This window comes from Streptomyces sp. NRRL S-455, from assembly GCF_000717875.1.
In the GTDB taxonomy this organism is placed as follows: Bacteria; Actinomycetota; Actinomycetes; order Streptomycetales; family Streptomycetaceae; genus Streptomyces.
In genome coordinates, this window is the sequence record NZ_JOCT01000003.1 from 63,073 (window position 1) to 89,903 (window position 26,831).

Here is a 26,831-nt window from a genome sequence, read left to right on the forward strand (position 1 = left end):
TGTGTACTGCTCGATCGCGTTCGTACCGCTCGATCGCCCAGTGCTGATCGTTGGCGTGTGCGGTGCTGGATCGTGCGCTGAAGCTCAACAGCTCAACACCGCTCCCTGAGCGCGGCTTCGTCGTGCTCGAAGGTCACGTCGGCCACGCAGGCCCCTACTATGCCTTGCGCCGCCGGGCGACGATTCATCAGGTGCGCGGCTGACCCCGCATCTTCACAGAGCTTCACCACAGCGCTCCACCACGCGGGGCGAGTCCGTGACAGTCTGGCCACCTGGGGTTTCGGTGTCCCCTGTGTCGCCTCAAGTTCCGCAGCGGGTACCGTGAGCCACTCGCATGGATGTCGTGGGCCGTCGGGCCCCTGGCCCGTCGCCGGAGTCCCGGACAGAGGACTCCGCCCCACGAGCGGGCCGATACTTCGCGAAAGGGATGTCCCGGGGGATGACCAGCGCTACGAGCACTCGGCGCGGACGCCGCGCACCGCAGCAACAGGGAGGGCCGAGCGGCAGACGTACGTCGAACGCCCCGGCCGCCCCCGCCGCGTCGCCGCGCACGCTGCCCCGTCCCGGCGGTCTGGGCCCGGTGCGGTTGCAGCAACTCATCCTGGTGGAGCTCTCGGCGGCGGTCATGCTCGCCGCCTGGGCCGTCGATGTGTCCTGGCTACTGGTTCCCGCCGGGGTCGTGGCGGCGCTGCTGCTGCTGCTCGCGGTGCTGCGCCGGGGTCGGCGTCCGCTGCCCGAGTGGTACGAGACGACACGCGCCCTCAGGCAGCGGCGGCGTGACGCCAAGGCGCCCGTCCCGCCGGGGACCGACGCGATGCTCGCCCCGGTCGTGGAGTGCGATCCGGCGCTGCGGACGTACTCCTTCGTCTCCCGTGACAACCGCTCGATCGGCATGATCGGCGACGGGACCTTCCTGACCGCCGTTCTCTTCGTGCAGCCGGGCGACCAGCCGCTGCGTCCGGGGGCCGCCGGACGGCAGTTGCCGCTGGGGTTGGTCCACGACGCCCTGGAGGTCGACGGGATCCGGCTGGCCTCCGTGCAGGTCGTGCAGCACACGCAGCCGGCGCCCGCGCCGCACCTGCCGCAGCAGTCGCTCGCCGCGCGTTCGTACGGCCCCCTCCAGGCGCAGTCCGGCTCTCCCGCGCTGCGGCTCACCTGGGTCGCCCTCAAGCTCGACCCGGAGCTGTGCCCGGAGGCGGTACAGGCGCGCGGGGACGGTGTTCCGGGCACGCAGCGGGCCCTGTTGCGCGTGGCCGACCAGCTGGTGAGCCGGTTGGCCGGTGCCGGTTTCAAGGCGACGATCCTGGACGAGACCGAGCTGGTGCAGGCGCTGGCGACGTCCAGCTGCCTGAACCCGCGCGCCAACGCGCAGCACGCTCAGGAGGGGCGGGCGCCGCAGCGCCGTACCGTCGAGTCGGTGCGGACCTGGCGGGTCGACGACCGCTACCACACGACGTACTGGGTCTCCCGCTGGCCGCAGTTGGGGAGCGGCGGTGCGACGCTGCCCGAGCTGGTCACGCGGTTCACCTCGCTGCCGGTGTTCGCCACCACGTTCAGCATGACCCTGAGCAAGGCCGGCAACCGGGGTGTCTCTCTCACCGGGCACATCCGCGTCACCGCCCGCGGTGACAGCGAACTCGGTGAGATCGGACGGGAGTTGGAGCGGACCGCGAGTGCCGGGAAGGTCGGTCTCGTCCGTCTCGACCGGGAGCAGGTTCCCGGAGCTCTCGCCACTCTGCCGCTCGGAGGTACGTACTGATGTCCCACCCCGCCCCGACGATGCCCCCGGGACAGCAGGGCCGCGCCCCCGGACGAGCGCCCGCGCACGTGGCCTCGCCCACGGACACCGGCATGATCCCGATCATCCGGCAGCCGGAGACACCGCAGGAGCAACGGCGCATCTTCAGCCCGGGTTTCGGGCTGCGCGGGCCGCGTCGCAACCGCCATGTCGTGACCGCCGACGAACTCGCGGCGGTGAGCATGCCGCTCGGCGACGACGGCGTGATCATCGGCACCGACCCGGAATCGCAGCCGGCCGTGCTCGGACTGTCCCGTCCGACCGCCTTCGACGTCGTGCTCGTGGGCGGTCTGTGGATGGCCCAGGTGCTGGCGCTGCGGGCCGCCGCGACGGGTGCGCGCGTGGGCGTGGAGACCGGCCGTCCCCAGGCCTGGCAGCAGTTGGCCCAGGCGGCGGGCGGCGGCCAGCAGTGCGTGACGGTCTATCCGGTGGGGCGGGTGCCCGCGCAGGGGCCCTCCGTCTCGAGTCCGGTGGTGCTGTTCCGGGACTGCGGCATCCGGCCGCCTCGCGGCCGGGTGACGTCCGTGCCGTGGCAGGCCGTGGTGACGGTGCTGCCCTTCGTCAGCGAGCACGCGCCGCGCTGGCTGGCCCAGGCCCACCTGGTCGGGATCCAGCGCGTCTCGCCGCAGGAGATCGAGGTCGTTCGGGACACCCTGGGTGTTCCGGACGAGCATCTCCAGCATCTGCCGACCCTCCACGACGGCGTGGCCCTGTGGTGCACCCGCAAGCATCACAAGTTCGTGATGACCGAACCCACCGAAGCGGAGACGGGCCTGCTCGGCACGGCTCGCCGAATGGACTGACGCGTCGTCGTCTCCGGGGCGGGGCGGGAGCAGGCCGCGCCGCGACCATGGGGCTGTTCCGTCCCCGCGCACGGGGGCTTTTCCGTCCCGCCATACGAGTGATTAGGCTTCTGGTGGCGCGGTGACGATCGCAGTCGCGTGGGACTCGCCACTCGGTCCGCCCGGGGGCGCGACGACGACCAGCTCAGCAGCAGTGGCTGACCAGGAGGCAAGCAGTGAACAGGGATCGGTCCGAGTACAACGGCGGGAGCCCTTCCTCGGACGGGGACGATCACGAGGTGGATCTCACCGGCGAGTTCGAAATCGTCTACACGCCTCCCGCCTGGTACGCCCAAAGCACGGGGAGCGGCTCCACAGCCGGCGGCCAGCAGAGCGCCGGGCCACCGCCGCCGCCGGCCGGCCCTCCCGTAGGGACCTCCGGCGGGCCTCCGGGTGGTCCCGCCGCACAGCGCCCCGCTTCGCCCCCTTCCGTACCGGCACAGCCGCCCGCACAGGCGGCACAGCCCGCACAGGGCGTACCGCAGCCGCCCGCACAGCCCCCACAGCCCCCACAGCCCTCGCCGCCCGCTCAGGCCCAGGGCTCGCCCGGCGCGCCCCAGCAGGGCTCGGCCACGGGTGGCTACGGATTTCCGCAGCAGCCCGCGCCGGACGCCGCCCCGGCGCCCGGCGGGTACGGCTACCCCCAGCAGCCGGGAGCCGCTGCGCCCCCGTCGAGCCAGGACACGTCGGGTGGTCAGCCGGCGCCCCAGCAGCACACGCCTGCCCAGCCGCCCGCCGCCCCGGGCTTCCCCGTGCTGCGCCCGGTCGGCGAGGACACCCAGGGCGGTACGTCCCAGACCGCCACCCCGGCGGCGGGCGTCCCGGCCGCGGAGGCCCCCGAACAGCGAGACCCTGAACAGCACGCCCCTGAACAGCACGCCCCCGTACGGCCGATGCCGGAGCAGCCGGAGGCCGAGGTCAACCATGCCGCCGCCGACGCCGAAGCGGCGCGGCTGTTCGGCGGTGACGACGACGTGGAGCCGGAGGCCGGACGGAGCGACGAGGCGGAGTCGGGTGACTCCGACGAACCCGTGTCCGGTACGGAGGGCGACGAGACGCCGGACGTCCCCGACGCGGACTCCCCCGCACAGACCGACACCGAGGCCGCGCCGGCGACGGCGGAAGCGGAGCCGGAGGCAGGGACGGAGCCGGCGCCCGCCGCTCCTGGGCCCGCGCCCGCGGCTCCTGAGCCCGCGGCTCAGGGGCAGCAGCCACAGGCGCAGCCCACCGGGGAGGCTCCCGCACCGCACCAGCCCGACCAGCAACTCCCCCCGCTGCCGCAGGGGTTCGTGCCCGCGCACCCGGGGCAGGGAGTACCGCCGCAGGGAGGACAGCCGGACCAGCAGGCCGCGGCCGGGCAGGCCGGCGGATACGGCTACCCTCAGCCTCCCTCCCCGCCGCAGCCCGGGCAGCCCGGGCACCAGGCCCCTCCGCAGGGCTCGTTCGGCCCGGCCCAGCAGCCTGGCCACCCGCCGCAGCAGCCTGGCTACCCGGCTCAGCCGCCCGGCTACCCGGCTCAGCAGCCCGCACAGCCGCCGCAGCAAGGCGGGCAGCCCGCACCGGTCGACCCGCGACAGGCTCCTCAGGCCCCCCAGCCCGCACAGCCGCATGCCGGACACCCTCAAGCCGCTGGTTACGGCTACCCGCAGCAGGCTCCCCAGCCAGGACAGCCGGGGCAGCCCGGACAGCCGCCGCAACCCCAGGCCGCCGGTTACGGCTACCCGCAGCAGGCCCCCCAGCCGGGACAGCCCGGACAGCCGGGGCAGCCCGGACAGCCGCCGCAGCCCCAGGCCGCCGGTTACGGCTACCCGCAGCAGGCCCCCCAGCCAGGACAGCCCGGCCAGCCCGGCCAGCCCGGCCAGCCCGGTGACGACTATCCGCCCCAGCAGGCGCCCCACCCCGCGCAGGCCGGTTACGGATATCCGCCCCAGCAGGCGGGCTACGGCTACCCGCAGCCCGCCCAGCCGCAGCAGCCCGCACCCAACCAGCAACAGCCGGCTCAGCCCCAGCCCCAGCCCCAGCAGTCCGCCACCCCGCCCGCCGCCTACGGCAACCAGGGCTGGACCGCCCCGCCCGGCCCGCAGCCCGGCGGGCCCGGTGCCCCCCAGCAGCAGGCCGCGCCCGGCACCCCGCTGGGTTACAACGCAGCCGTGGAGCTCACGTCCGACCGGCTGCTGCGCAACCAGCCCAAGGCCCGCAAGAACACCTCCGGCCCGTCCCGCTTCAAGTTCGGCGCCAAGAAGGAGGAGGCGGAACGGCAGCGGAAGCTGGGTCTGATCCGTACGCCGGTGATGTCGTGCTACCGGATCGCGGTCATCAGCCTCAAGGGCGGCGTCGGCAAGACCACGACGACCATGGCGCTCGGCGCCACGCTGGCCAGCGAGCGGCAGGACAAGATCCTGGCGATCGACGCCAACCCGGACGCCGGGACACTCGGCCGGCGGGTCCGGCGCGAGACGGGTGCCACCATCCGTGACCTGGTTCAGGCGATCCCGCAGCTGAACAGCTACATGGACATCCGCCGCTTCACCTCGCAGGCGCCCTCCGGGCTGGAGATCATCGCCAACGACGTGGACCCGGCGGTCTCCACCACCTTCAACGACCAGGACTACCGCAGCGCGCTCGAGGTGCTGGGCCGGCAGTACCCGATCATCCTGACGGACTCGGGTACGGGTCTGCTCTACAGCGCGATGCGCGGCGTCCTGGACCTCGCCGACCAGCTGATCATCATCTCCACCCCCTCGGTGGACGGTGCCAGCAGCGCCTCGACGACGCTCGACTGGCTGTCGGCGAACGGGTTCGCCGATCTCGTCCAGCGGTCGGTCACCGTGATCTCCGGTGTCCGCGAGACGGGCAAGATGATCAAGGTGGAGGACATCGTCGCGCACTTCGAGACCCGCTGCCGCGGCGTCGTCGTGGTGCCCTTCGACGAGCACCTCGCGGCGGGCGCCGAGGTGGACCTCGACATGATGCGTCCCAAGACCCGCGAGGCCTACTTCGATCTCGCCGCCCTCATCGCCGAGGACATCGCCCGCACGCAGCAGGGTTTCGGCAACCCGAACGTGCAGTTCCAGCACCCCCAGCAGGGATACGCCCACCCTCAGCAGGCCCACCCTCAGCAGCCGCACCCTCAGCAGCCGTATCCACAGCAGCCGTACGGCCAGCCCGGTGATGCCCCCCAGCCGGGTCAGGGATGGCAGCAGCCTCCGCAGCAGCCCGGGCCGGGTCAGGGATGGCAGCAGTCGGCGCCGCCGGCCCAGGATCCGCAGCAGGGGGTCGTACCGCCCGGCTGGACACAGCAGTAGCGGCGTGAGCCGGCCGGAGCCGGTGGCCGGCCCTCGCACCATCACCCGATCGGCCCCTTTCGAGGGGCCGATCCGGTTTTTCAGGCCCGTGCGGTTCCCCCTCGGCCCGTGCCGTTCCCCTTGGCGCGGGCCACGGCGCGTTCCGGGGTGAAATCCGTTGCCAGGCCCTGGCCAGGAGCGCGTCAGTGGTCTCTACCAATGGGCGCGAAAAGCTCACCAATTCGTTATTTCCGCAGGCCACAAGGGGTGAACGCGCCGTTGACGGTGGGAACGGCCGCTGATACACACTCAGCAACCACTGACAGCTGATCAACCCGTCCTTCCCGTCCGAGCGATGACGCGAGGTCCGACCATGGGCACGAACGATCAGACACGCAGCCTCCCGCGCGGCCTCAGGCTCGTCGCCGTGGCCGGGGCGGCCGCGCTCACTCTCACCGCCGGTCTCGCGACCCCGCTCGACCCGGCGCCCCGGCAGGCCCGGGCGGCCGACGACGGCAAGAAGGTGCTGACTGTCGCGGTGGCGCAGAGCGTGGACTCGCTCAGTCCGTTCCTGGCGGTCCGGCTGCTCAGCACGAGCATCCACCGGCTCATGTACGAGTACCTGACGAACTACGACCCCAAGGACAACCACGCCATCCCGGGCCTGGCCACCAAGTGGGAGCCGTCACCGGACAAGCTGACCTGGACGTACACGATCCGCTCGAACTCGAAGTGGTCGGACGGCAGGCAGGCCACCGCCGAGGACGCGGCGTGGACGTTCAACAAGATGATGACCGACGACGGCGCCGCGACGGCGAACGGCAGTTACGTCGGGAACTTCAGGAGCGTGACCGCCCCGAGCCCCACCAAGCTGGTCATCGAGCTGAAGAAGCCACAGGCCACCATGACCGCGCTCGACGTGCCGATCGTGCCGAAGCACGTCTGGGAGAAGGTCACGGACTTCTCCGAGTTCAACAACGACAAGAGCTTCCCGGTGGTCGGCAACGGGCCGTTCACGCTGACCGGGTACAAGGCCGACAGCTACGTGCGGCTCAAGGCCAACAAGGGCTTCTGGCGCGGGTCGCCGAAGTTCGACGAGCTGGTCTTCCGCTACTACAAGGACCAGGACGCGGCCGTGTCGGCGCTGCGCAAGGGCGAGGTGTCCTTCGTCGCCGGGTCGCCCTCCCTGACGCCCGCTCAGGCGGCGTCGCTGGAGGGCGCGGACGACATCGCGGTCAACGACGCCCCCGGCCGCCGTTTCTACGCCCTGGCCACGAACCCGGGCGCGAAGGCGAAGAACGGCGAGAAGTTCGGTGACGGCCACCCCTCCCTGCTGGACCGGCGGGTGCGGAACGCGCTGTTCATGGCCGTCGACCGCGAGGCCATCATCGACAAGGTGTTCCAGGGCCACGCCGTCGAGGGCGAGGGCTACATCCCGCCGCGCTTCCAGAACTACTTCTGGAAGCCGTCCGCGAGCCAGAAGCTGGCGTACGACCCGGCGAAGGCGGCACAGCTGCTCGACCAGGCGGGGTACCGGAAGAACGGTGCCGGCAAGCGCGTCGGCAAGGACGGCAAGCCCATCACCTACCGCGTCCTGTGTCACGCCACCGACCCGAACGACAAGGCCGTCGGCAAGTACCTGCAGGAGTGGTGGGGCGAGCTCGGCATCGGCGTCCGGCTCAACTGCCTGGACAACGTGACCGACCCCTGGCTGGCCGGCGAGTACGACCTGGCGTTCGACGGCTGGTCGGTCAACCCGGACCCGGACTTCGTCCTGTCCATCCACACCTGCGGGGCGCTCCCGGCGACCCCGGAGGACACGGGCGCGACGGACAACTTCATCTGCGACCGGAAGTACGACGAGCTCTACGCCCGGCAGCTCGCCGAGTACGACCCCGCCAAACGGGCGGACATCGTCAAGCAGATGGAGTCGCGGCTGTACGACCTCGGGTACATGAACGTCATGGCGTATCCCAACGCGGTCGAGGCCTACCGGACGGACCAGATCAAGTCGATCACGACCATGCCGGCGAAGGCGGGGAACATCTACGGTCAGGACGGCTACTGGAGCTGGTGGTCGGCGGTCCCGGCGGATTCGAGCGGCTCGTCGGACAACGCGTCCTCCACCGGGGTCGTGGTCGCGATCGTCGCGGGTGTGGTGATCCTCGGCGGGCTCGGGGCCTTCGCGGCGATGCGGCGGCGGGCCACCGCCGAGGACCGCGAGTAGACGGGCGATCGGGGACTGATGACCGCTGACGCGACTCCCGCGCTGGTCGAGGACAAGCAGCGGACGGCGGCCGGGCCGCGGGTGCACAAGGGCTCCGCGTACCCGCGGTACCTGGCCGGCAAGGTGGCGGGCGCGGCCGTGTCGCTGCTGGCCGTGCTCGTCACCAGCTTCTTCCTGTTCCGGCTGATTCCCGGCGACCCGGTGAAGACCATGACCGGCGGCCGTCAGGTGTCGGCCGAGCAGCTGGCCGCCTACCGCGAGGAGTTCGGGCTCGATCTGCCGCTGTGGCGGCAGTTCACGGACTACTGCGGCAAGGCGCTCACCGGCGACTTCGGTACGTCGTACCAGTTCCGCGCCCCCGTCGTCGACAAGATCACGGAAGCGGTGCCGAACACCCTGCTGCTCACCGGGACCGCCTTCGTCCTCTACACGGCGCTGGGCATCTTCCTCGGCACGCGCTCGGCGTGGCGGCGCGGCAAGCTCGGTGACCGGTTCAACACCGGCCTCGCGCTGACGCTGTACTCCGTCCCGTCGTTCTGGCTCGGACTGCTGCTGATCATCGTGCTGTCGGTGGGTGTCGGCCCGCTGCCCGGGATGTTCCCCACCGGCGGCATGGAGTCGGGCGGCGAGGAGGGCTTCGGGTACGTCCTGGATGTGGCTCACCATCTGGTGCTGCCGGTGGTGACGCTGGTGGCCGTGGAGTACGGGCAGACGCTGCTGGTCACCCGGTCGGCGCTGCTGGACGAGATGGGCAGCGACTATCTGACGACCGCGCGGGCCAAGGGGCTGCGCGACGATCTCGTCCGCCGCCGGCACGCCGTGCCGAACGCGCTGCTGCCGACCGTGACGCTGATCTTCATCAACCTCGGCCGGACGGTGGCGGGCGTGATCCTGGTGGAGACGGTGTTCTCCTGGCCGGGCCTCGGCGGGCTGTTCTACCAGGCGCTGAGCGTGCCCGACCTGCCGCTCGTGCAGGGGCTGTTCTTCGTGTTCGCCGCCGCGGTGATCGTGATGAACACTCTCGCCGACCTGGTCTATCCGCTGCTGGACCCCCGGGTGGCCCGATGACGACGACAACCGGCCCGTCCCTGAGCCCGCGCGCCCTCGCCCGGCAGCGGCGGCGGGCGTCCGTCGCGCGCTTCTGGCGGCAGTACCGCGCCGAGCGGGCGGGGCTGTACGGCCTGACCGTGCTCGCGTTGTGCACGCTGCTGGCGTTGTGCGCGCCGCTGTTCGTCGGCTCCGACGTGAGCAGTGTGACGCACGCGCCGGGGCGTCCGATGCAGAGCCCGAGTGCCGACTTCCCGCTCGGCACCGACCAGTTCGGCCGGGACCTGCTGGGCCTGGTGGTCTGGGGCTCGCGGGTGTCACTGCTGGTCGGGCTGCTCGCCGCCGTGCTGTCGGTCGCGATCGGCACGCTGATCGGCGTGACGGCCGGCCACTTCAAGGGCTGGTACGCGACGGTGATGATGCGGATCACCGACTGGTTCCTGGTCATGCCGACGCTGGTCCTGGCGATCGCCCTGGCCACGGTGATGTCCCGCTCGCTGACCACGACCGTCGTCGCGATCGGCGTCACCACCTGGCCGACCACGGCCCGGCTGGTGCGCGCGCAGACGCTGGCGGTGGAGACCCGCCCGTACATCGAGCGGGCGAAGGCGCTCGGGGGCGGCCACTGGCACATCATGTCCCGGCATGTGCTGCCCAATGTGATGCCGCTGGTGCTGGCCCAGACGACCCTGATCATCTCCAGCGCCATCCTCGCCGAGGCGACGCTCGCCTTCCTCGGCCTCGGTGACCCGACGACCGTGTCGTGGGGCGGGCTGCTCCAGGACGCGCGGGAGGCGGGCGCGGTCAGTGCCGGGGACTGGTGGTACCTGGTGCCGCCGGGCATCGCCATCGCCGTGGTGGCGCTGGCGTTCACGCTGTGCGGGCGGGCCGTGGAGTCCGTCCTCAACCCCAGGCTGGGGGTGTCGCGGTGAGTCTGCTGGAGGTCAGGGGCCTGACGGTGACGTACGCGGGCGGGTCGGCCGCCGTGCGCGGGGTGGACCTGCGGGTGGACGCGGGCCGGAAGCTGGGCCTGGCCGGTGAGTCCGGCTGCGGCAAGTCCACGCTGGCACTGGCCCTGCTGCGGCTGCTGCCGGCGGGCACCCGGATCACCGGGGAGGTCCTGCTCGACGGCGAGGACGTGCTGACCATGAAGTGGGGCCGGGTGCGGGCGGTCCGCTGGGCCGGCGCCTCCGTCGTCTTCCAGGGCGCGATGCACTCCCTCAACGCCGTGCACCGTGTCGGCGACCAGATCGCCGAACCGATCCTGCTGCACCGGAAGGCGACCCCGGCCGGGGCGAGGAAGAAGACCGGGGAGCTGCTGGAGCAGGTCGGTCTCCCGGCGGCCCGCGCGAACGCCTTTCCGCATGAGCTGTCCGGCGGGCAACGCCAGCGCGTCATGATCGCCATGGCCCTGGCCTGCGACCCGCGGCTGATCATCGCCGACGAGCCGACCACCGCGCTCGACGTGATGATCCAGGCCCAGATCCTCCGGCTCATCGAGCAGCTGGTCACGGACCAGGACCTCGGCCTCATCATGATCAGCCACGACCTGGCGGTCCTCGCCGACACCTGCGACCGGCTCGCGGTGATGTACGCGGGCCGGGTGGTCGAGGAGGGCCCGGCGGCGCTGGTGTACGAGGACGCCCGGCACCCGTACGCCAGGGCGCTGTCGGCCGCGTTCCCGCGCATCGGCGACCCGGCGTCCCGGTTCGCTCCGCGGGGACTCGCGGGCGACCCGCCCGACCCGGCGGCGCTGCCGTCCGGCTGCGCCTTCCATCCGAGGTGTCCCGCGGCGCTGGAGTCGTGCCCTGAGAACGATCCGGTGCTGCGGGCGGCAGGGCCGGAACGGCGGGCGGCGTGTGTGCTGGTCGGCCCGCCCGCGGGCGGGGCGGGCGAGGCCCGGGAGGAACTGGAGGCCCTGGAGGAAGCGAGGCCGCCCACGCCATGACCACGTCCCCCACACCCCCCGACGCCGTCACGACAACGCCTCTGCTGAGCGCCCAGGGCCTCTACGTCACGTTCCCCGGCCGGCACGGCGGACCCCGGGCCCGCGCGGTGGACGGGGTCGACCTCGACATCCGGCCCGGTGAGATCGTCGCGCTGGTCGGCGAGTCCGGCTGCGGGAAGACGACCCTGGCCCGCTCGCTGCTGGGCCTGGTCGAGCCGACCGCCGGCCGGGTCACCTTCGACGGCCGCCCGCTGGAGTACTCCGGCCGGTCCCTGAAGGCGTACCGCAAGCGCGTCCAGTTGGTCCTCCAGGACCCGAGCGGCTCCCTCAACCCCCGTCACACGGTGTATGACGCGGTCGCCGAGGGCCTGCGTATCCACGGCCACGGCGGCGACGAGCGCGCGGCCGTCGCCGAGGCCCTCTCCCGGGCCGGGCTACGGCCGCCGGAGCGCTTCTTCCTGCGCTACCCGCACGAGCTGTCGGGTGGGCAGCGTCAGCGTGTCGTCATCGCCGGCGCGCTGGTCCTGGAACCCGAACTCCTCGTCGCCGACGAGCCGGTGGCCTCCCTGGACGCGTCCGTCCGCGGTGAGATCCTCGCCCTGCTCCTGCGCCTGCGCACCGATCTGGGCCTGTCCGCCCTGGTCGTCACGCACGACCTGGGGCTGGCGTGGAACATCGCCGACCGGGTCGCCGTGATGTATCTGGGCCGGATCGTGGAGACGGGTCCGGTGGAGCAGGTGCTGACGGCACCGCGGCATCCCTATACCCAGGCGCTTCTGTCAGTGCTCCCGGAGGCTCCCGGGGCCCCGGTGGTCCTCACGGGCGAGCCCCCGGATCCGTCCCGTGTCCCGTCCGGCTGCCGTTTCCACGCGCGCTGCCAGATCCTGGCGAGCGGTGAGGCGGCGGCAGCGGGCGTGGCGGACGCGTGCAGAGGCCAGGACTTGGAGGTACTGAGCGGGGGCGGGGAGTCCCAGGTGGCATGCCATTGGGCAGTTTCGCCCGTGTCCCAGGGGCGCGGGGAACTGCGCGAAAAGCCACACCCCACCCGCGGACGGCACACATGAACCCTAGGCAGCCCCGTCAGCCGCCACCAGCTCCCTGCACTTCTGGACGTCCTGCCCCATCTGCTCCAGCAGCGCGTCGAGCGTGTCGAACTTGGCCTGCCCCCGCACGAACGCCAAGAAGTCGACCGCGACGTGCAACCCGTACAGATCCAGCCCGACCCGGTCGATGGCGTAGGCCTCCACCGTGCGCTCGGTCCCCTCGAACTGCGGATTCGTGCCGACGGAGATCGCCGCCGGCATCGCCTCGCCCTGGGCGTGCAGCCAGCCGGCGTACACACCGTCGGCCGGGATGGCCGTGTGCGGCAACGTCTCGACGTTGGCCGTCGGAAAGCCCAGTTCGCGACCTCGCTGCGCACCGCGCACGACCACGCCCTCGACCCGGTGCGGACGGCCCAGGATCTCCGCCGCGCCCTCGACGTCGCCCTCGGCGACCAGCCGCCGGGTCAGCGTCGAGGAGAACGGCTCCCCGCCGCCCGCCTCACCCCTCACGTACAGGTCGACGACCTCGACCTCGAAGTCGTAGGTCTTGCCCTGCGCGGTCAGGAATTCCACGTTGCCGGCGGCCTTGTGCCCGAAGCGGAAGTTGGGGCCCTCGACGACGGCCTTGGCGTGCAGCTTGTCGACGAGCACCTTGACGACGAAGTCGGCCGGGGAAAGCTTCGAGAACTCGCTCGTGAAGGGGAGGATGAGCACCGCGTCCACGCCCAGGTCGGCCATGAGTTCGGCGCGGCGGTGGTGCGGGGCGAGCAGTGGCGGGTGGCTGCCGGGGCGGACGACCTCGCTGGGGTGCGGGTCGAAGGTGACGACCACGGCGGGCACGCCCAGCTCCCGTGCGCGGTTCACGGCATGCCGGATGATCAGCTGGTGTCCGCGGTGCACTCCGTCGTAGGAGCCGATGGTGACGACGCTGCGCCCCCAGTCCTGGGGGATGTCCTCCAAGCCACGCCAGCGCTGCACTGTGCCTGCTCCTTGTCGAAAGCTCGTCGAACCCGTGTCCGTGGTTGTCCGTGGTTGCCTCGTGCGCAGGTCTAAGGGTGCCATGCCGGGTGCCCCCGGTCGGCATCGGCATGGGGCCTGTGACAGGGGGCACGGCCTCTGGCCCCGTCCGGCCTGCGCGGGAGCCGGTCAGGCGGGGACATGTACGCCCGCCAGGTTCTCGAGCACCCGGTGGGATCCGGGCCCGATCAGCGCCGCCCACTGCTCGGGCGCGTCCGCGAGCCAGGTCGCCACGCGGGCGGCGAAGCCGGGTACGTGCCGGCTGAGGTCGGCCAGGGCGCGGTCGAGGCGGCCGGCGCCCTCCGGGGTGCGGACGAGGAGCAGGCCGACGCGGTGGACGAGCTCGCGCGGGTCGTCGCCGCCGTTCCGGGCGACGGCGTGCAGCAGCGTGTCCAGGACGTCGGTGTCCTGCTCGCGGGCGAGGAGCACGTCGCGCAGTTCGCGGCGCAGCGGACGGGACGCGGGGGTGCCGGGCGGGGCGAGGACGGTGGCGAGGGCGCAGCGCAGCCGTACCGGGCCGCCTTCCAGCAGGCCGGTGACCAGCGGCAGCAGCACGGGCCGGGCGTCAGGGCCCCGGTCGAGCCGCTGGTCCACATGGGCGGCCGTCTGCCCGGCGAGTTCCGGCCGCCGCTCGGCCGCCTGCCGCAGCAGCGCGGCGACGCGCGGGGCCAGGCCGGGCGGGGTGGCGTCGGCGAGTGCCCGCAGCGCCTCCCCGCCGTCCGGCCGTTCCAGCCGCGCCGCGAAGGCCTCGAGGACCGGCTCGGGGTGGGTCAGGAGGGCACCGGCCAGCGCGTCCGGAGGGAGCTGCGGGTCGCCCGCCGCGAAGTGCTCAAGCGCCCGCGGGAGGTAGAGGACCCGTGTGTGCGGGTCCTGGACGAGGAGGGCGAGCGCGCCGCCGTGCCGGGCGCGGTCGGCGGGGGCGGCGAGCAGGGTGAGGGCCGCGTAACGCAGCAGGGCGCGGTCGCCGCCGGTGCGCACATGGGGTGCGGCCCGGAGGCCGTGGGTCACCGCTGCGGACCGCCGCGCCAGCTCTTCGTCGCGCGCCCACCGGTCGACGGCCCTGCACACGGCCGACGGCTCCTCCTCGGCCAGCACGGCCAGCAGTTCGTCGGCCCGCCGGTGCGCGCGGTCGACGAGTGTGTCCGTCAGTTCGTCCAGGGCCCGGTGGCGATGCGTGTGCAGCAACGCCTGCGCCGCCGTGGCCACGGTCGCGTGCGGGGTGGCGGGCAGCGGCTGCTCGTCGTCGAACCAGCGCACGAGCAGCGGTTGCACGACGGCGGGATCGGTGACGAGCAGCCGCGCGACGGCGTCCAGGAACCGGGGACCGGCCTCGCACGGCGGGCCGTCGGCGTGGACCAGCCGTCGCAGCAAGGTGAAGCGGGTGTCCTCCGGCAGCCGCAGGCCGGTCCAGAAGGCGGGTCCGACCTCCTCGGGCACGGGCCGCTCCTGCCGCCGCCAGCACACGATCCGGTCGGCGAGCAGCCGCAGCACCCCGGTGTACGGCGTGGCGTCGGGTACGGCCTCCAGGGTCCTGGCGAGCAGCCGGGCGGCCCACCAGGACCGGGTGTCGGCGTCCAGGGCGTGCACCAGGTCGGCCAGGCGGGAGGCCAGTTGGCCGGCGCCGTGCTGGCGGGCGAGGAAGAGCAGGGCCTGCACGACCGGTCCGATGCGGTGGTGCGGCACGGGGTCGGACAGCTGCTCCTGGCCGCCGTGGACGAGGGCGTGCAGGGCCTCGTCGAGGTCGAGGTGCATACCCTGGAGCCAGTCGGCGAGTTCCTCGTGGGCGAAGCGGTAGCCGGGCCCGGCGGGCACCAGCAGCCCCTCGGCGAGGACGGCCGACGCCCAGCCGGTGCCGCCGCCGAGCCGCACCGGGGCGGGTCCACACGGGAAGACCGTCTCGAACGTCTCCGGGTCCAGCTCCCCCGGCCCGGGACCGAGCGTGCGCCGGGCGGCCTCGTGCACCTGCCCGGCCACCTTGGCGGCCAGCCGGCGCACGGCGGTACCGCAGAGGCCGTTCCCGGCGGCCAGCCGCTGGGCGATGCGCAGGGACATCAGATCCAGGTAGGCCGCGAAGACGTCGTTCCGGTCGACGGTCACCGCGGGGACGACTGGGGCGTCAGGGTTTGGGGGAAGGACGGCCGGTCCCGGGGCGGCCGGGCCTGGAAGAGGGGCCGCGAACACTGGGACGAGGGGGTTGCTGAGAGGCACGGCGAGTCCTGCCACAACGGTGTCATCGACGGGCGCGGCGAGCTCCCGGACGACGGGGCGCCTGGAGGTGGCGGGGATCCCCGGGGCGTCGGCGCCAGGGAGAGGGACTGCGACCCCTGGGACGACGGAGCCTCTCAAGGTGGCGGGACTCCCCGGGGCGTCGGCGCCGGGGAGAGGGACTGCGCCCCCTGGGCTGACGGAGCCTCTCGAGGTGGCGGCGAAGCTGGGGGAATCGCTGCCTCCGGAGGTGACGGAGAACCCCGGAGCGTCGCTGCCTCCGAAGGTGATGAAAGATCCCGGGGCGTCGAAGCCATCGAGAACGGCGGCGGCTTCCCCGCCCTCGTAGGCACGGGGACCGTCGGTGAAGGCGGCCCGGATCTCGGCGAGCAGTCGGAGGGTGAGAGGGTGCCGGGCGTCCGTCCCGGCGAGGGCACCCTCCGGGAGGCCGTGCCGTAACCGGGCCTCCCTGGCCTCGTCCTCGGTGAGGTCGCCGAGCCGGACGCACGCCGGATGTCCGGAAGCTCCGGCGGGCCGGTGCAGCACCTCCGCAGGGAGTCCGGCGTCCTCCCAGTACTCCGCCCGGCACGCCATGACGAGCCGCACTCCCGTCTCCCGCAGCCACCGCACGGTCCCGCCCGCCCAGTCGGGCATCCGGCCGGCCAGCGCCGGCGGCATCTCCTCCGGGCCGTCGAGGAGGAGCAGCAGGGGACGGCCGAGGTCAGCGGCGAGGTGGGCGAGCCGCTCGGGTGTGGTGTCGCCCAGGCCGGCCGGGTGGAGAGAGGCGCGCGAGTCGGCCACGACAGGTGTGGCCCGGGTCAGCGCCCGGCGGGCGGCGTCCGCGATCGACACGTCGTCGTCCCGCAGGTCGGAGCCGCGCAGCCACAGCGTGGGATGCCCGCTCCGGCCCCGGCGCGCGGCGAGCGCCGCGAGTTCCGTCGTACGGCCGCTGCCGGGCGCCCCGACCAGGCCGAGGACAACCGCGGACCCAGCCGTGAACGCGTCGAACTCGGCCCTCACGGCCACCCGTTCGACCGGTTCCGGCAGACCGGTGCGGTCGGGCGGCCCGGCCTGCAGCACCGAGGGGCGGGTCAGCTCCAGCACCCCGGCCAGGTTGAGGTCGGCACCGTACGCGGGGACCGTCGCCGCGTTCTCGGCGAGCAGCTCGGCGAGCGGGCCGGCCGCCCCGGGCGTTCCTGGTCGAAGCGGTACGGCGAAGCCGACGTCGCGGTGCTCGGAGCTGAGCGCGGTGCCGAGGACACCGACGACGGCGCCGGTCTCCGGGTCGAGCACCGGGCCGCCGGCCGCTCCGCCACCGCGCCGCAGGGCGTCCCGCCCTGCCGTGCCGACCGCCAGCTCCAGTGCGCCGTCGAGACGGTGGCGGTGGTCCGTGGCCGTGTAGGTCACCGTGGTCGAGCCCAGAACGCGGGCCTCGCGCCAGCCGTCGGCGGCGATCCGGACGTAGGCGCCGGTCGCCTGGCCGTCCCGCACGGTGACGGGCAGCGGCGGCACGCCGAGCCCCTCGGCGCGCACGAGGGCCAGGCCGAGCGCGGGCAGCGGGGTGACGGCCTCGGCGGCCACCACCCGGCGACGGCCTCCGGCTCCGTGCAGCACGAGCCGGGGCAGGCCGTCGACGGCCTCGTGGCTGGTGACGAGGGTGCCGCGGTGGTCGGCCAGGAAGCCGGTGCCGCGGGGGCGGCCGGCGAGGTCGTGGATGCGGACGAGCACCTCGCCGGGGACCCGGTCGCCGGTACCCGCTGCCACCGTTGACCGGTCCGCTGTTCCGGGGCGGTCCTGGGAGCCTCCCGCGCTGCTGTCCCTCTCCCCTGACCGGTTCCGCGACATCATCGTCGAGCCTCCCGCCGTACACCTGTGCCCTCGGGTGCGACGGTAGGGGCGCGATGATCAGCGGGACAGATCGCTTTGCGAAAGCGCCCCCTTCCGCTCCCCCGGTTCACTCCGAGCGCCCGCACGGATGGGTGAACGAAACGGTACGGCTGGATAGACCTAGGGGTGGGGGAACCGAGGGGGACCGTGGAGCGGCGACGGTGGAGGTACTCCGTCGTCGCCGCTCCACGGGCGGACATCCGGTCCCCCGGCACGCCCGTCAGCCGAAGACGGCCAGGCTCTTGGCCTTGCCCCGCTGTGCCTCGACGAGGGCGAGGAGGCGGCCTTCCGGGCCGAAGACGGCGACCGGGCCCGAGCCCGCGTACTCGTCGGGCATGTCCAGTCGTACGCCGTTGGTGAGCAGCTTGGCCCGCCGGGCGTCGACGTCCCAGCGCGGGAAGGCGGCCGCCGCGGCCTCGGCGATCGGCATCACGGTCAGCTCCTGCTGGAGCTGGTCGAGAGTGCGGGCCGCGTCCAGCTTGTACGGGCCGACGCGGGTACGGCGCAGGGCGGTGAGGTGACCGCCGACGCCCAGGTCGGCGCCCAGGTCACGGGCCAGGGCCCGGATGTACGTGCCCGAGGAGCAGACGACCGAGACCACCAGGTCGAGCACGGCCGTGCCGTCCTCGGCGACGGCGTCCCTGACGTCGTACACGCCGAAGGAGGACACCGTGACCGGCCGGGCCGGAATCTCGAACTCCTCGCCCTCCCTGGCGCGCTTGTAGGACCGCACGCCGTTGATCTTGATGGCGCTGACCTTGGACGGCACTTGCATGATGTCGCCGGTCAGCTTGGCGATGCCGGCGTCGATGGCGTCGCGGGTGACCTTGGAGGCGTCCGTGGAGGAGGTGATCTCCCCCTCGGCGTCGTCCGTGAGGGTGTTCTGCCCGAGCCGGATGGTGCCCAGGTACTCCTTCTCGGTCAGCGCGAGGTGGCCGAGGAGCTTGGTGGCCTTCTCGAGGCCGAGGACGAGGACGCCCGTCGCCATCGGGTCGAGGGTTCCGGCGTGCCCGACGCGTCGTGTTCTGGCGATGCCGCGCATCTTGGCGACGACGTCGTGCGAAGTGAAGCCCGACGGCTTGTCGACGATGACGAGGCCGTCGGGCGTGGTGTGCTTCTGGGTCATTCGGCGGTGTCGTCCGTCTCGTCGTCCTCGTCCGGCTTCCGGTACGGGTCGGCGTCGCCGGCGTACTTCGCGCCCGCGGATGCCTCGCGCACCTTGGCGTCGGACTGGCGCGCCTTGTCGAGGAGGTCCTCGATGTTGCGGGCCGTGTCGGGGAGGGCGTCCATGACGAAGGTCAGGGTCGGCGTGAACTTCACACCGGCGGCACGGCCGACCTCGGAGCGCAGGATGCCCTTGGCGCTCTCCAGGCCCGCGGCGGCGGCCTCCCGCTCCTCGTCGTCCCCGTAGACGGTGTAGAAGACGGTCGCCTCCCTGAGGTCACCCGTGACCCGGGTGTCCGTGATGGTGACGTGCGAGCCGAGCCGCGGGTCCTTGATCCCGCGCTGCAGCTTCTGGGCCACCACCTCTCGGATGAGGTCCGCCAGCCTCTTAGCCCGCGCGTTGTCGGCCACTGGTCCGTCTCCCGTTCTTTCCTGTCTGGGTCGTTCTCGGTTCGTCAGTCGTCTTCGCCGTGGAAGCGCCGCCTGACGGACAGCAACTCCACCTCGGGGCGGCCGGCGACGAGCCGTTCGCACCGGTCGAGCACGTCGCTCAGGTGCCCCGCGTCGCCGGACACCAACGCGAGGCCGATGCGTGCCCTGCGATGGAGGTCCATGTGGTCCACCTCGGCCGCGCTCACCGCGTATTTGCGCTGGAGCTCGGCGACGATCGGGCGGACGACGGAGCGCTTCTCCTTCAGCGACCGTACGTCGCCGAGGAGAAGGTCGAAGGACAGCGTCCCCACGTACATGTGTGTATCCGGATGACCCGCCGGTACGGGATCGATGGCCCTGCGGTGTGGTCGGCAGGAACATCAGGAACGGTACCGCGAACCTGCCGGTGGCTCGACGGGGTTTTCGCCCGCACCGGCCGGCAGGCCAACGGCCAGCCGGCCGACGGGGCGGTGCCCCGTCGGCCGGTCAGGAACCCGTGGGTGTCACACCCGCGGCTTCTCGCGCATCTCGTACGTCGCGATGACGTCGTCGACCTTGATGTCGTTGAAGTTGCCGAGGTTGATACCGCCCTCGAACCCTTCGCGGATCTCGGTGACGTCGTCCTTGAAGCGACGCAGGCCCTCGATGTTGAGGTTCTCCGCGACGACCTTGCCGTCGCGCAGCAGGCGGGCCTTGGTGTTCCGCCTGACCTCGCCGGAGCGGATGAGAACACCCGCGATGTTGCCCAGCTTGGACGACTTGAAGACCTCGCGGATCTCCGCCGTACCGAGCTCGACCTCCTCGAACTCCGGCTTGAGCATGCCCTTGAGGGCCGCCTCGATCTCCTCGATCGCCTGGTAGATGACCGAGTAGTAGCGGACGTCCACGCCCTCGCGCTCCGCCATCTGCTGCGCACGTCCGGCGGCGCGGACGTTGAAGCCGATGACGATGGCGTCGGAGCCCATGGCCAGGTCGATGTCGGACTCCGTGACCGCACCGACGCCGCGGTGCAGGACGCGGATGTCGACCTCTTCGCCGACGTCCAGCTGGAGCAGCGAGGACTCGAGGGCCTCGACGGAACCGGAAGCGTCACCCTTGATGATCAGGTTCAGCTGCTGGACCTCGCCGGCCTTCAGCACCTTGTCCAGGTCCTCCAGCGACACGCGGCGCGTGCGCTTGGCGAAGGCCGCGTTGCGCTCGCGCGCCGCACGCTTCTCCGCGATCTGACGGGCCGTACGGTCCTCGTCGACGACGAGGAAGTTGTCGCCCGCACCCGGGACGTTGGTGAGGCCCAGGACCTGCACCGGCGTCGACGGGCCGGCCTCGGCCACGCTGTTGCCGTTGTCGTCGTGCATCGCCCGGACCCGGCCGTACGCGTCGCCGACCACCATGGTGTCGCCGACCCGCAGCGTGCCGCGCTGGACGAGGACCGTCGACACGGCACCACGGCCGCGGTCGAGACGGGACTCGATCGCGATGCCCTGCGCGTCCTGGTTCGGGTTGGCCCGCAGGTCGAGCGAGGCGTCGGCCGTGAGGACCACGGCCTCCAGCAGGGAGTCGATGTGCAGACCCTGCTTGGCGGAGATGTCGACGAACATCGTGTCGCCGCCGTACTCCTCGGCCACCAGCCCGTACTCGGTGAGCTGACCGCGCACCTTGGTCGGGTCGGCGCCCTCGACGTCGATCTTGTTGACCGCGACGACGATCGGGACCTCGGCCGCCTTGGCGTGGTTGAGCGCCTCGACCGTCTGCGGCATGACGCCGTCGTTGGCCGCGACGACCAGGATCGCGATGTCGGTCGACCTCGCACCACGGGCACGCATGGCGGTGAACGCCTCGTGACCCGGGGTGTCGATGAAGGTGATCTTGCGCTCTTCGTCGTTGACCTCGGTCGCGACCTGGTAGGCACCGATGTGCTGGGTGATGCCGCCGGCCTCGCCCGCGATGACGTTCGTCTTGCGGATGGCGTCGAGGAGCCGGGTCTTACCGTGGTCGACGTGACCCATGACGGTGACGACCGGCGGGCGGACCATGAGGTCCTCCTCGTCGCCCTCGTCCTCGCCGAACTCGATGTCGAAGGACTCGAGGAGCTCGCGGTCCTCCTCCTCGGGGCTGACGATCTGAACCGTGTAGTTCATCTCGTCGGCGAGGAGCTGCAGCGTCTCGTCCGAGACGGACTGCGTGGCCGTGACCATCTCACCGAGGTTCATCATGACCGCGACGAGCGACGCCGGGTTGGCGTTGATCTTCTCCGCGAAGTCGGTGAGCGAGGCACCGCGCGACAGGCGAACGGTCTCGCCGTTGCCGCGAGGCAGCATCACACCGCCGACCGACGGGGCCTGCATGGCCTCGTACTCCTGACGGCGCTGCCGCTTCGACTTGCGGCCACGACGCGCCGGACCGCCGGGACGGCCGAACGCACCCTGCGTGCCACCACGGCCACCGGGACCGCCGGGACGGCCGCCGAAGCCGGGACGGCCACCGCCGCCACCGAAGCCGCCGCCGCCACCGGGACGACCGGCGAAACCGCCGCCGCCACCCGGACGACCGCCACCGCCGCCGCCACCGGGACGACCGGCGAAGCCGCCGCCACCGCCGGGACGACCGGCACCACCGGGACGGCCCGCACCGCCCGGACCACGACCCCCACCGGGGCCGGGACGCGGGCCGGCAGCGGGACGCTGCGGCATCATGCCGGGGTTCGGACGGGGACCGGCGGGACCGCCGCCGGGACGCGGGCCACCGCCCTGCGGACGCGGCATCGAACCCGGGGTCGGGCGGTTACCGCCCGGAGCCTGGGGACGCGGGCCGCCGCCCTGGGCGCCGGGCGCCTGGGGACGGGGGCCGCCGCCGGGACCGCCGGGGCCGGGACGGCCACCCTGCGGACGGGGCGCCTGCGGGCGCGCCATACCGGTGGAGCCACCCGAGGTGAAGGGGTTGTTACCCGGACGCGGACCGGCCGGACGACCACCCTGACGCGGCGCCGGGGCGCCGGGACGCGGACCCTGGCCGCCGGGGCGCTGGCCCTGGCCGCCGCGGTCCTGGCCCGGACCGCCGGAGGGGCGGCCGCCGGGCTTGGGGGCACCGGGACGCGCGCCGGGCTTCGGCGCGGCCGGGGACGGCGTCGAGGGCGGCGCCTGGAACTCGGGCGCGGCCGGGGCCGGACGCGGCGCGGGCTTGGGACCCGGCGTCGGACGCGGACCGGGAGCCGGCGCGGGAGCCGACGGGCCCGACGGGGCCGACGGCTGCTGGGCCGCGGGCTTGGGGGTGGGGGCGGCCGGCGGCTTCGGGGCAGCCGGACGCGCCGCCTGCGCCGGAGAGGGCGCGGCGGGACGGGGGGCTGCCTTCTTGGGGGCCGCGGGCTTCGCGGCGGACCTGCCGTTGCCGCCGCCCTGCTGGAAGGCGTCAGTCAGCTTGCGTACTACGGGCGCTTCGATGGTCGAAGACGCCGAACGGACGAATTCACCGAGCTCCTGGAGCTTGGCCATGACGACCTTGCTCTCGACACCGAACTCCTTGGCGAGTTCGTAGACCCGGACCTTAGCCACTTCGCTCCTTTGAGGTCCGGGTGAAGCCGGACCGTCGCTAGTTCATGGGCGTACTCATCGCGTACTCATCGAGTGCTCATCGCAATCTCGACCTGCTTTCGACTCGCGAGGTACCTAGCCACACGGGGTTCCGTGCGGCACGTCTTACGGTGTTGCCTGCTCGGCAACTGTTGTCTGCTCGACGTATCGACGCAACGCCTTTGTGTCGAGCGCTCCTGGGGCGCGCAGTGCCCTGGTGAACGCCCGGCGGCGTACCGCCTGGTCGAGACAGACCGCGGCGGGGTGGATGTACGCACCCCGGCCGGGCAGCGTACCGCGTGGATCAGGGACACATGTGTCCTCGATCGCCACGATCCGCAACAGATCGGCCTTGGCCGCTCGCTCCCGACACCCCACACAGGTACGTTCAGGGCATGCGCGGGCGTGCGTCCGGCCAGACACAGCTAAGTCTACCTCCCCGTACACGCCTCACCCCTTTGGGGCAGGATTCGAACAGTTGCCGTGCACAAACCTGTCGTGATCTGAACGGCCTGCGGCTTGGATCTATTCCCCGGCCTGTTCTCGGGCCTGGTCCCCGGCCGGTTCCGTGTCCGGGCGGATGTCGATGCGCCAGCCGGTCAGCCGGGCGGCGAGCCGGGCGTTCTGCCCCTCCTTGCCGATGGCCAGGGACAGCTGGTAGTCGGGCACGGTCACCCGGGCCGACCGGGTCGCCATGTCCACGATCTCGACCTTCGAGACACGAGCCGGGGACAGTGCGTTCGCCACCATCTCGGCCGGGTCCTCCGACCAGTCGACGATGTCGATCTTCTCACCGTTGAGCTCGCCCATCACATTGCGCACCCGGCCGCCCATGGGGCCGATGCAGGCACCCTTGGCGTTCAGACCGGACCGGGTGGAACGGACGGCGATCTTCGTGCGGTGACCGGCCTCGCGGGCGATCGCGGAGATCTCCACGGACCCGTCGGCGATCTCCGGCACCTCCAGGGCGAAGAGCTTCTTCACCAGGTTGGGATGCGTACGGGACAGCGTCACGGAGGGGCCGCGGACGCCCTTGGCCACCCGGACGACGTACGACCGCAGCCGCATGCCGTGCGGGTAGGTCTCGCCCGGCACCTGCTCCTGCACGGGGAGGATGGCCTCGAGCTTGCCGATGTCCACGAGCACGTTCTTCGGGTCGCGGCCCTGCTGGACGACTCCGGTGACGATGTCGCCCTCGCGGCCGGCGTACTCGCCGAGTGTGGCGTCGTCCTCGGCGTCGCGCAGGCGCTGCAGGATGACCTGCTTGGCCGTGGTGGCGGCGATACGGCCGAAGCCGGACGGGGTGTCGTCGAACTCGCGGGGCTCCTGGCCCTCCTCGAGGTCGTCGGGTTCCTCCTTCGCCCACACGGTCACATGGCCGGTCTCCCGGTTGAGCTCCACGCGCGCGTGGCGGCGGCTTCCCTCGGTGCGGTGGTAGGCGATGAGGAGGGCCGACTCGATCGCCTCGACCAGCAGGTCGAAGGAGATCTCCTTCTCCCGAACCAAGCCCCGCAGGGCACTCATGTCGATGTCCACGGCTACGCCTCCTCTTCCTTCTTGTTGTCCTTGTTGTCCTTGCGGCCGAACTCGACCTGGACGCGCGCCCGGACTATGTCGTCGAAGGCGATTCTGCGCGCCGTGGGCTTGCGGCCCTTCACCCCGGGCACCTCGGTGTCGACACCCTCCTCGTCGACCTTCAGGATCCTGGCGACCAGCTCACCGTCCTCGGCCAGCTGGAACTTCACCAGCCGGTCCGTGGCGCGGACGTAGTGCCGGTGTTCCGTGAGGGGGCGCTCCGCGCCAGGGGTTCCGACCTCGAGGGTGTACTCCCCCTCGCCCATCGCGTCGGTCTCGTCGAGCTTCGCCGAGAGCGCGCGGCTCACATCGGCGATCTGGTCCAGGTCCGCGCCCGTGTCCGAGTCGACGACGACGCGCAGCACACGCTTGCGCCCGACGGAGTCCACCGCGATCTCTTCGAGATCCAGGCCCTGGGAGTTGACGAGCGGCTCCAGCAGCTCTCGCAGCCTCTCGCTCTGGGTGGTGCTCATCCGGGTGACTCCTCGGCCGCGTGTGCTGTTGTGGGATGGGTCGCGTGTCTGGTCAAAGGGTATCCGGTCGCAGGGAGTGTTGCCGTCCACCCGGTGACGAACGGTGCCGCTGAGTGGTCCGGGGCCGGGGCCCGGGTACCGTGATCACGGGCGTGCAGCCCCGACTGAGAGTCGCTTCCTTCTCGTACGAGCCCCCTGAGGACGTCTGACGTGCCGTTCCCCTCATCGCCGCGCGCCCGCTCGGGGCCGCCCAGAAGGAGCCTGCTCGCCGTCGGCTCGACGGCCCTCGCCCTGGCGGGCTGCACCGCCGGCGCCGAGGACTCCGGTGACCGGCGCGACGGCCGGTCCACCGCCGAGCACCGGGCCCGCGCGCGTGCGGCGCGGGACAGCGAGCGGCTGGTGGAGCGGTACGACGCGGTGATCGCCGCGCGTCCGGCGCTGACGGAGCGGCTGTGGCCGTTGCGGGAGGAAACCGCACGGCACGTGCGCGCCTTAGGAGGAGGCGGCCGGAAGGCGTCTGCTTCTCCGACACCTTCTCCGACACATCCTCCGTCCTCCTCTTCCTCTGCTGCTTCCTCTGCCGCCCCCTCTTCCGCGGCTGTCACCGTGCCGGGGAACGACAAGGACGCGCTCGCCGCGCTGGCGGCGGCCGAGCGGGAGCTGGCGGACCGCCGGGCGAAGGCACTGCTCGACGTGCCGGGCGAGCTGGCGCGGCTGCTGGCCTCGGTGTCGGCGGCCGGGGCGGCGCACGTGTATCTGCTGACGGAAGGTGGCGCGTGAGCGGGGCGAGGGACGGGGAGCTGCGGGCCCTTCAGGCGGCGCTGGCGGCCGAGCACGCGGCGGTGTACGGGTACGGCGTCGTCGGTGGGCGGATCGGCGCCGGGCAGCGCGGCCAGGCTCGGATGGCGTACGACGCGCACCGGGCGCGCCGGGACGCGCTGGTGCGTGAGGTGAAGGACCTGGGGGGCAGGCCCGTGGCCGCGGCCGCCGGGTACGCGCTTCCGTTCCCGGTGCCGGACGCGGCGGCGGCCGTGCGGCTCGCCGCCGAGCTGGAGGACCGGGTGGCCGGGGTGTACTCGGACCTGGTGCGCGCGGCGGGCGGCGCGCGGCGGGCCCTGGCCGCCGAGGCGCTGCGGGAGGCGGCAGTGCGGGCGGTGCGCTGGCGCGGTGAGAGCGTAGCCTTCCCTGGGCTCACCGAGCGGGCGAGCACGGCTCCGCCCTCGGCGGCGCCCACGGCGTGACGCGCAGGGGCGGGCACGCACCGCGGACAGCATGAAGGGAACGACTCGCGCATGGTTTTCGAACCGCCGAAGCGTCTGGTCAGGGCGCTCGGTGAGACGGCACCGGACGGTGACGCCTGGCTGGAGAAGCTGCCCGAGGCGGCACAGCAGGCCGTCGCGCTGCGCGAGTTGACCGTGGAGCGGGTGCAGGTGCCCGGCGGGCGCAGCAGCCTGGTGGCGCTGGTCCGCAGGGCCGACGGGGCGCCCGCCGTGCTCAAGCTGGCGCCGGGCCGGGCCCGCCCGGAGGCGGAGCGGGCCGCGCTCGCGCACTGGGCCGGGCGGGGTGCCGTGCTGCTGCTCGAACCCTTCGTCACCGAGGGTGTGCTGCTGCTGGAGCGGCTGCATCCGGATGTGTCGGTGCGGTCGCTGCCGGAGGCGAAGGCGCTGCTGGAGGCCGCCGGGACGCTGCGGCGGCTGTGGGTGCAGCCGCCCGCCGACTTCGCCTTCGAGACGGTGGCCGAGCGGACCGGGCGGCAGGCCGAGGCAATGCGGGCGAGCGCCCAGGCCGATCCCGAGGTGGCGCCGCTGGTCGATCTGGCGCTCGGGGCGCGTGCGGAGCTGCTGGCCGCGCCGCCCGACCACCTGCTGCTGCACGGCACGTTCCGGCAGAGCAAGGTGCTCGCCGGGGAGCGGATGCCGTGGCTGGCCGTGGGTCCCGACCCGGTGGTCGGTGAGTGCGCGTTCGATCTGGCCCGGCTGGTCCGCGACCGGGTGGAGGATCTGATCGCCCAGCCGTCCGGTGCGGGCACGACCCGGCGCCGGGTGAAACGGCTCGCGGAGTCGCTCGACGTCGACCAGGAGCGGCTGCGGGGATGGACGCTGTTCCGGGCCGTGGAGTCGGGTGTGCGGGCACGGCGGGTGGGGCGGCAGCGGGACGCGGAGAACCTGCTGGAGTTCGCGAGCTGGCTGTGAGCGCTCCGACCGGCCCCGCGTTCACACGCGCACCGGAACGGGCCGGGCGCCCACGCGACCGTAGTCGCCGCCCCGGCTGCGCGCCCATGGTCGCCGCCCTAGCTGCGGGCAGTCGTGCCGCTGGGGCGGCA

General features: G+C 72.8%; 20 protein-coding genes. 11 read left to right on the plus strand and 9 right to left on the minus strand.

Translation table 11 applies throughout. The annotated features are described in order from the left end of the window. Positions 1 to 439 precede the first annotated feature (439 nt). The 8 genes from eccE to IE97_RS0104455 all read left to right on the plus strand — a co-directional run bounded on the left by eccE (position 440) and on the right by IE97_RS0104455 (position 12,210). Positions 440 to 1,759, plus strand: a complete 1,320-nt coding sequence (gene eccE / locus IE97_RS0104420) for a type VII secretion protein EccE (RefSeq protein ID WP_030231336.1) — start codon at positions 440 to 442, stop codon at positions 1,757 to 1,759. After that, the gene (locus tag IE97_RS0104425; protein WP_030231338.1) at positions 1,759 to 2,601 is read left to right on the plus strand and encodes a hypothetical protein; all 843 of its coding nucleotides are present in this window, start codon (positions 1,759 to 1,761) and stop codon (positions 2,599 to 2,601) included. The genes eccE and IE97_RS0104425 overlap by 1 nt, the downstream gene beginning before the upstream one ends. 215 nt (positions 2,602 to 2,816) lie before the next feature. After that, on the plus strand, positions 2,817 to 5,945 hold the full coding sequence (locus IE97_RS43410) for an SCO5717 family growth-regulating ATPase (protein ID WP_078603082.1): 3,129 nt from the start codon (positions 2,817 to 2,819) through the stop codon (positions 5,943 to 5,945). A 352-nt stretch (positions 5,946 to 6,297) separates the two neighbouring features. Beyond that, positions 6,298 to 8,151, plus strand: a complete 1,854-nt coding sequence (locus IE97_RS0104435) for an ABC transporter substrate-binding protein (protein WP_030231343.1) — start codon at positions 6,298 to 6,300, stop codon at positions 8,149 to 8,151. A gap of 18 nt (positions 8,152 to 8,169) precedes the next feature. Continuing rightward, positions 8,170 to 9,219, plus strand: coding sequence for an ABC transporter permease (locus tag IE97_RS0104440; RefSeq protein WP_030231346.1), 1,050 nt, complete (start codon positions 8,170 to 8,172; stop codon positions 9,217 to 9,219). Further along, positions 9,216 to 10,130 carry an ABC transporter permease gene (locus IE97_RS0104445; protein ID WP_030231348.1) on the plus strand — a complete coding sequence of 305 codons (915 nt, stop codon included), beginning with the start codon at positions 9,216 to 9,218 and terminating at the stop codon, positions 10,128 to 10,130. The genes IE97_RS0104440 and IE97_RS0104445 overlap by 4 nt, the downstream gene beginning before the upstream one ends. Beyond that, positions 10,076 to 11,146, plus strand: coding sequence for an ABC transporter ATP-binding protein (locus tag IE97_RS0104450; protein WP_420706052.1), 1,071 nt, complete (start codon positions 10,076 to 10,078; stop codon positions 11,144 to 11,146). Before IE97_RS0104445 ends, IE97_RS0104450 begins: the two co-directional genes overlap by 55 nt. Next, positions 11,143 to 12,210, plus strand: a complete 1,068-nt coding sequence (locus IE97_RS0104455; RefSeq protein ID WP_051704850.1) for an ABC transporter ATP-binding protein — start codon at positions 11,143 to 11,145, stop codon at positions 12,208 to 12,210. The genes IE97_RS0104450 and IE97_RS0104455 overlap by 4 nt, the downstream gene beginning before the upstream one ends. Positions 12,211 to 12,213: 3 nt before the next feature. Here the strand turns inward: IE97_RS0104455 and IE97_RS0104460 are convergent, their stop codons facing one another. The 9 genes from IE97_RS0104460 to rimP form a co-directional block, all read right to left on the minus strand. Then, a complete protein-coding gene (locus IE97_RS0104460; RefSeq protein ID WP_030231355.1) occupies positions 12,214 to 13,167 on the minus strand; it encodes a bifunctional riboflavin kinase/FAD synthetase in 954 nt (317 codons plus the stop codon). 168 nt (positions 13,168 to 13,335) lie between these two features. Next, positions 13,336 to 17,259, minus strand: coding sequence for a trypsin-like peptidase domain-containing protein (locus IE97_RS0104465; protein ID WP_030231357.1), 3,924 nt, complete (start codon positions 17,257 to 17,259; stop codon positions 13,336 to 13,338). Between the two features lie 259 nt (positions 17,260 to 17,518). Then, positions 17,519 to 18,424 carry a tRNA pseudouridine(55) synthase TruB gene (gene truB, locus IE97_RS0104470; protein ID WP_030231361.1) on the minus strand — a complete coding sequence of 302 codons (906 nt, stop codon included), beginning with the start codon at positions 18,422 to 18,424 and terminating at the stop codon, positions 17,519 to 17,521. After that, complete coding sequence (rbfA, locus tag IE97_RS0104475) at positions 18,421 to 18,873, minus strand: 30S ribosome-binding factor RbfA (protein WP_030231363.1); 453 nt, start codon at positions 18,871 to 18,873, stop codon at positions 18,421 to 18,423. The genes truB and rbfA overlap by 4 nt, the downstream gene beginning before the upstream one ends. Before the next feature lie 44 nt (positions 18,874 to 18,917). Then, positions 18,918 to 19,211: a DUF503 domain-containing protein gene (locus tag IE97_RS0104480; protein ID WP_030231365.1), complete on the minus strand. Its 294-nt coding sequence runs from the start codon at positions 19,209 to 19,211 to the stop codon at positions 18,918 to 18,920. Positions 19,212 to 19,397: 186 nt separating this feature from the next. Then, entirely contained in the window at positions 19,398 to 22,442 is a 3,045-nt protein-coding gene (gene infB, locus IE97_RS39835) for a translation initiation factor IF-2 (protein ID WP_078603083.1), read from the minus strand. 144 nt (positions 22,443 to 22,586) lie between these two features. After that, positions 22,587 to 22,883: a YlxR family protein gene (locus IE97_RS39840; protein ID WP_078603095.1), complete on the minus strand. Its 297-nt coding sequence runs from the start codon at positions 22,881 to 22,883 to the stop codon at positions 22,587 to 22,589. A 102-nt stretch (positions 22,884 to 22,985) separates the two neighbouring features. Beyond that, on the minus strand, positions 22,986 to 23,996 hold the full coding sequence (gene nusA / locus IE97_RS0104495; protein WP_030231371.1) for a transcription termination factor NusA: 1,011 nt from the start codon (positions 23,994 to 23,996) through the stop codon (positions 22,986 to 22,988). A 2-nt stretch (positions 23,997 to 23,998) separates the two neighbouring features. Then, the gene (gene rimP, locus IE97_RS0104500; RefSeq protein WP_030231373.1) at positions 23,999 to 24,508 is read right to left on the minus strand and encodes a ribosome maturation factor RimP; all 510 of its coding nucleotides are present in this window, start codon (positions 24,506 to 24,508) and stop codon (positions 23,999 to 24,001) included. Positions 24,509 to 24,718: 210 nt separating this feature from the next. Between rimP and IE97_RS0104505 the strand changes: the two genes are divergently transcribed. From IE97_RS0104505 to IE97_RS0104515, 3 genes are read left to right on the plus strand one after another with little or no spacing between them, the layout of a single operon-like run. After that, positions 24,719 to 25,288, plus strand: a complete 570-nt coding sequence (locus IE97_RS0104505; RefSeq protein ID WP_030231376.1) for a hypothetical protein — start codon at positions 24,719 to 24,721, stop codon at positions 25,286 to 25,288. Further along, entirely contained in the window at positions 25,285 to 25,749 is a 465-nt protein-coding gene (locus IE97_RS0104510) for a ferritin-like domain-containing protein (protein ID WP_030231380.1), read from the plus strand. Before IE97_RS0104505 ends, IE97_RS0104510 begins: the two co-directional genes overlap by 4 nt. Before the next feature lie 51 nt (positions 25,750 to 25,800). Next, positions 25,801 to 26,700: an aminoglycoside phosphotransferase family protein gene (locus IE97_RS0104515; protein ID WP_030231382.1), complete on the plus strand. Its 900-nt coding sequence runs from the start codon at positions 25,801 to 25,803 to the stop codon at positions 26,698 to 26,700. Positions 26,701 to 26,831 lie beyond the last annotated feature (131 nt).

Bases quoted from the DNA above. Each gene is read 5' to 3' on its own strand.
- IE97_RS0104455 (WP_051704850.1), top strand. From the start codon at position 11,143: ATGACCACGTCCCCCACACCCCCCGACGCCGTCACGACAACGCCTCTG.
- IE97_RS0104425 (WP_030231338.1), top strand. From the start codon at position 1,759: ATGTCCCACCCCGCCCCGACGATGCCCCCGGGACAGCAGGGCCGCGCC.
- IE97_RS0104480 (WP_030231365.1), bottom strand. From the start codon at position 19,211: ATGTACGTGGGGACGCTGTCCTTCGACCTTCTCCTCGGCGACGTACGG.
- IE97_RS0104435 (WP_030231343.1), top strand. From the start codon at position 6,298: ATGGGCACGAACGATCAGACACGCAGCCTCCCGCGCGGCCTCAGGCTC.
- truB (WP_030231361.1), bottom strand. From the start codon at position 18,424: ATGACCCAGAAGCACACCACGCCCGACGGCCTCGTCATCGTCGACAAG.
- eccE (WP_030231336.1), top strand. From the start codon at position 440: ATGACCAGCGCTACGAGCACTCGGCGCGGACGCCGCGCACCGCAGCAA.
- rimP (WP_030231373.1), bottom strand. From the start codon at position 24,508: ATGAGCACCACCCAGAGCGAGAGGCTGCGAGAGCTGCTGGAGCCGCTC.
- IE97_RS0104515 (WP_030231382.1), top strand. From the start codon at position 25,801: ATGGTTTTCGAACCGCCGAAGCGTCTGGTCAGGGCGCTCGGTGAGACG.
- IE97_RS0104440 (WP_030231346.1), top strand. From the start codon at position 8,170: ATGACCGCTGACGCGACTCCCGCGCTGGTCGAGGACAAGCAGCGGACG.
- IE97_RS0104445 (WP_030231348.1), top strand. From the start codon at position 9,216: ATGACGACGACAACCGGCCCGTCCCTGAGCCCGCGCGCCCTCGCCCGG.
- IE97_RS0104465 (WP_030231357.1), bottom strand. From the start codon at position 17,259: ATGATGTCGCGGAACCGGTCAGGGGAGAGGGACAGCAGCGCGGGAGGC.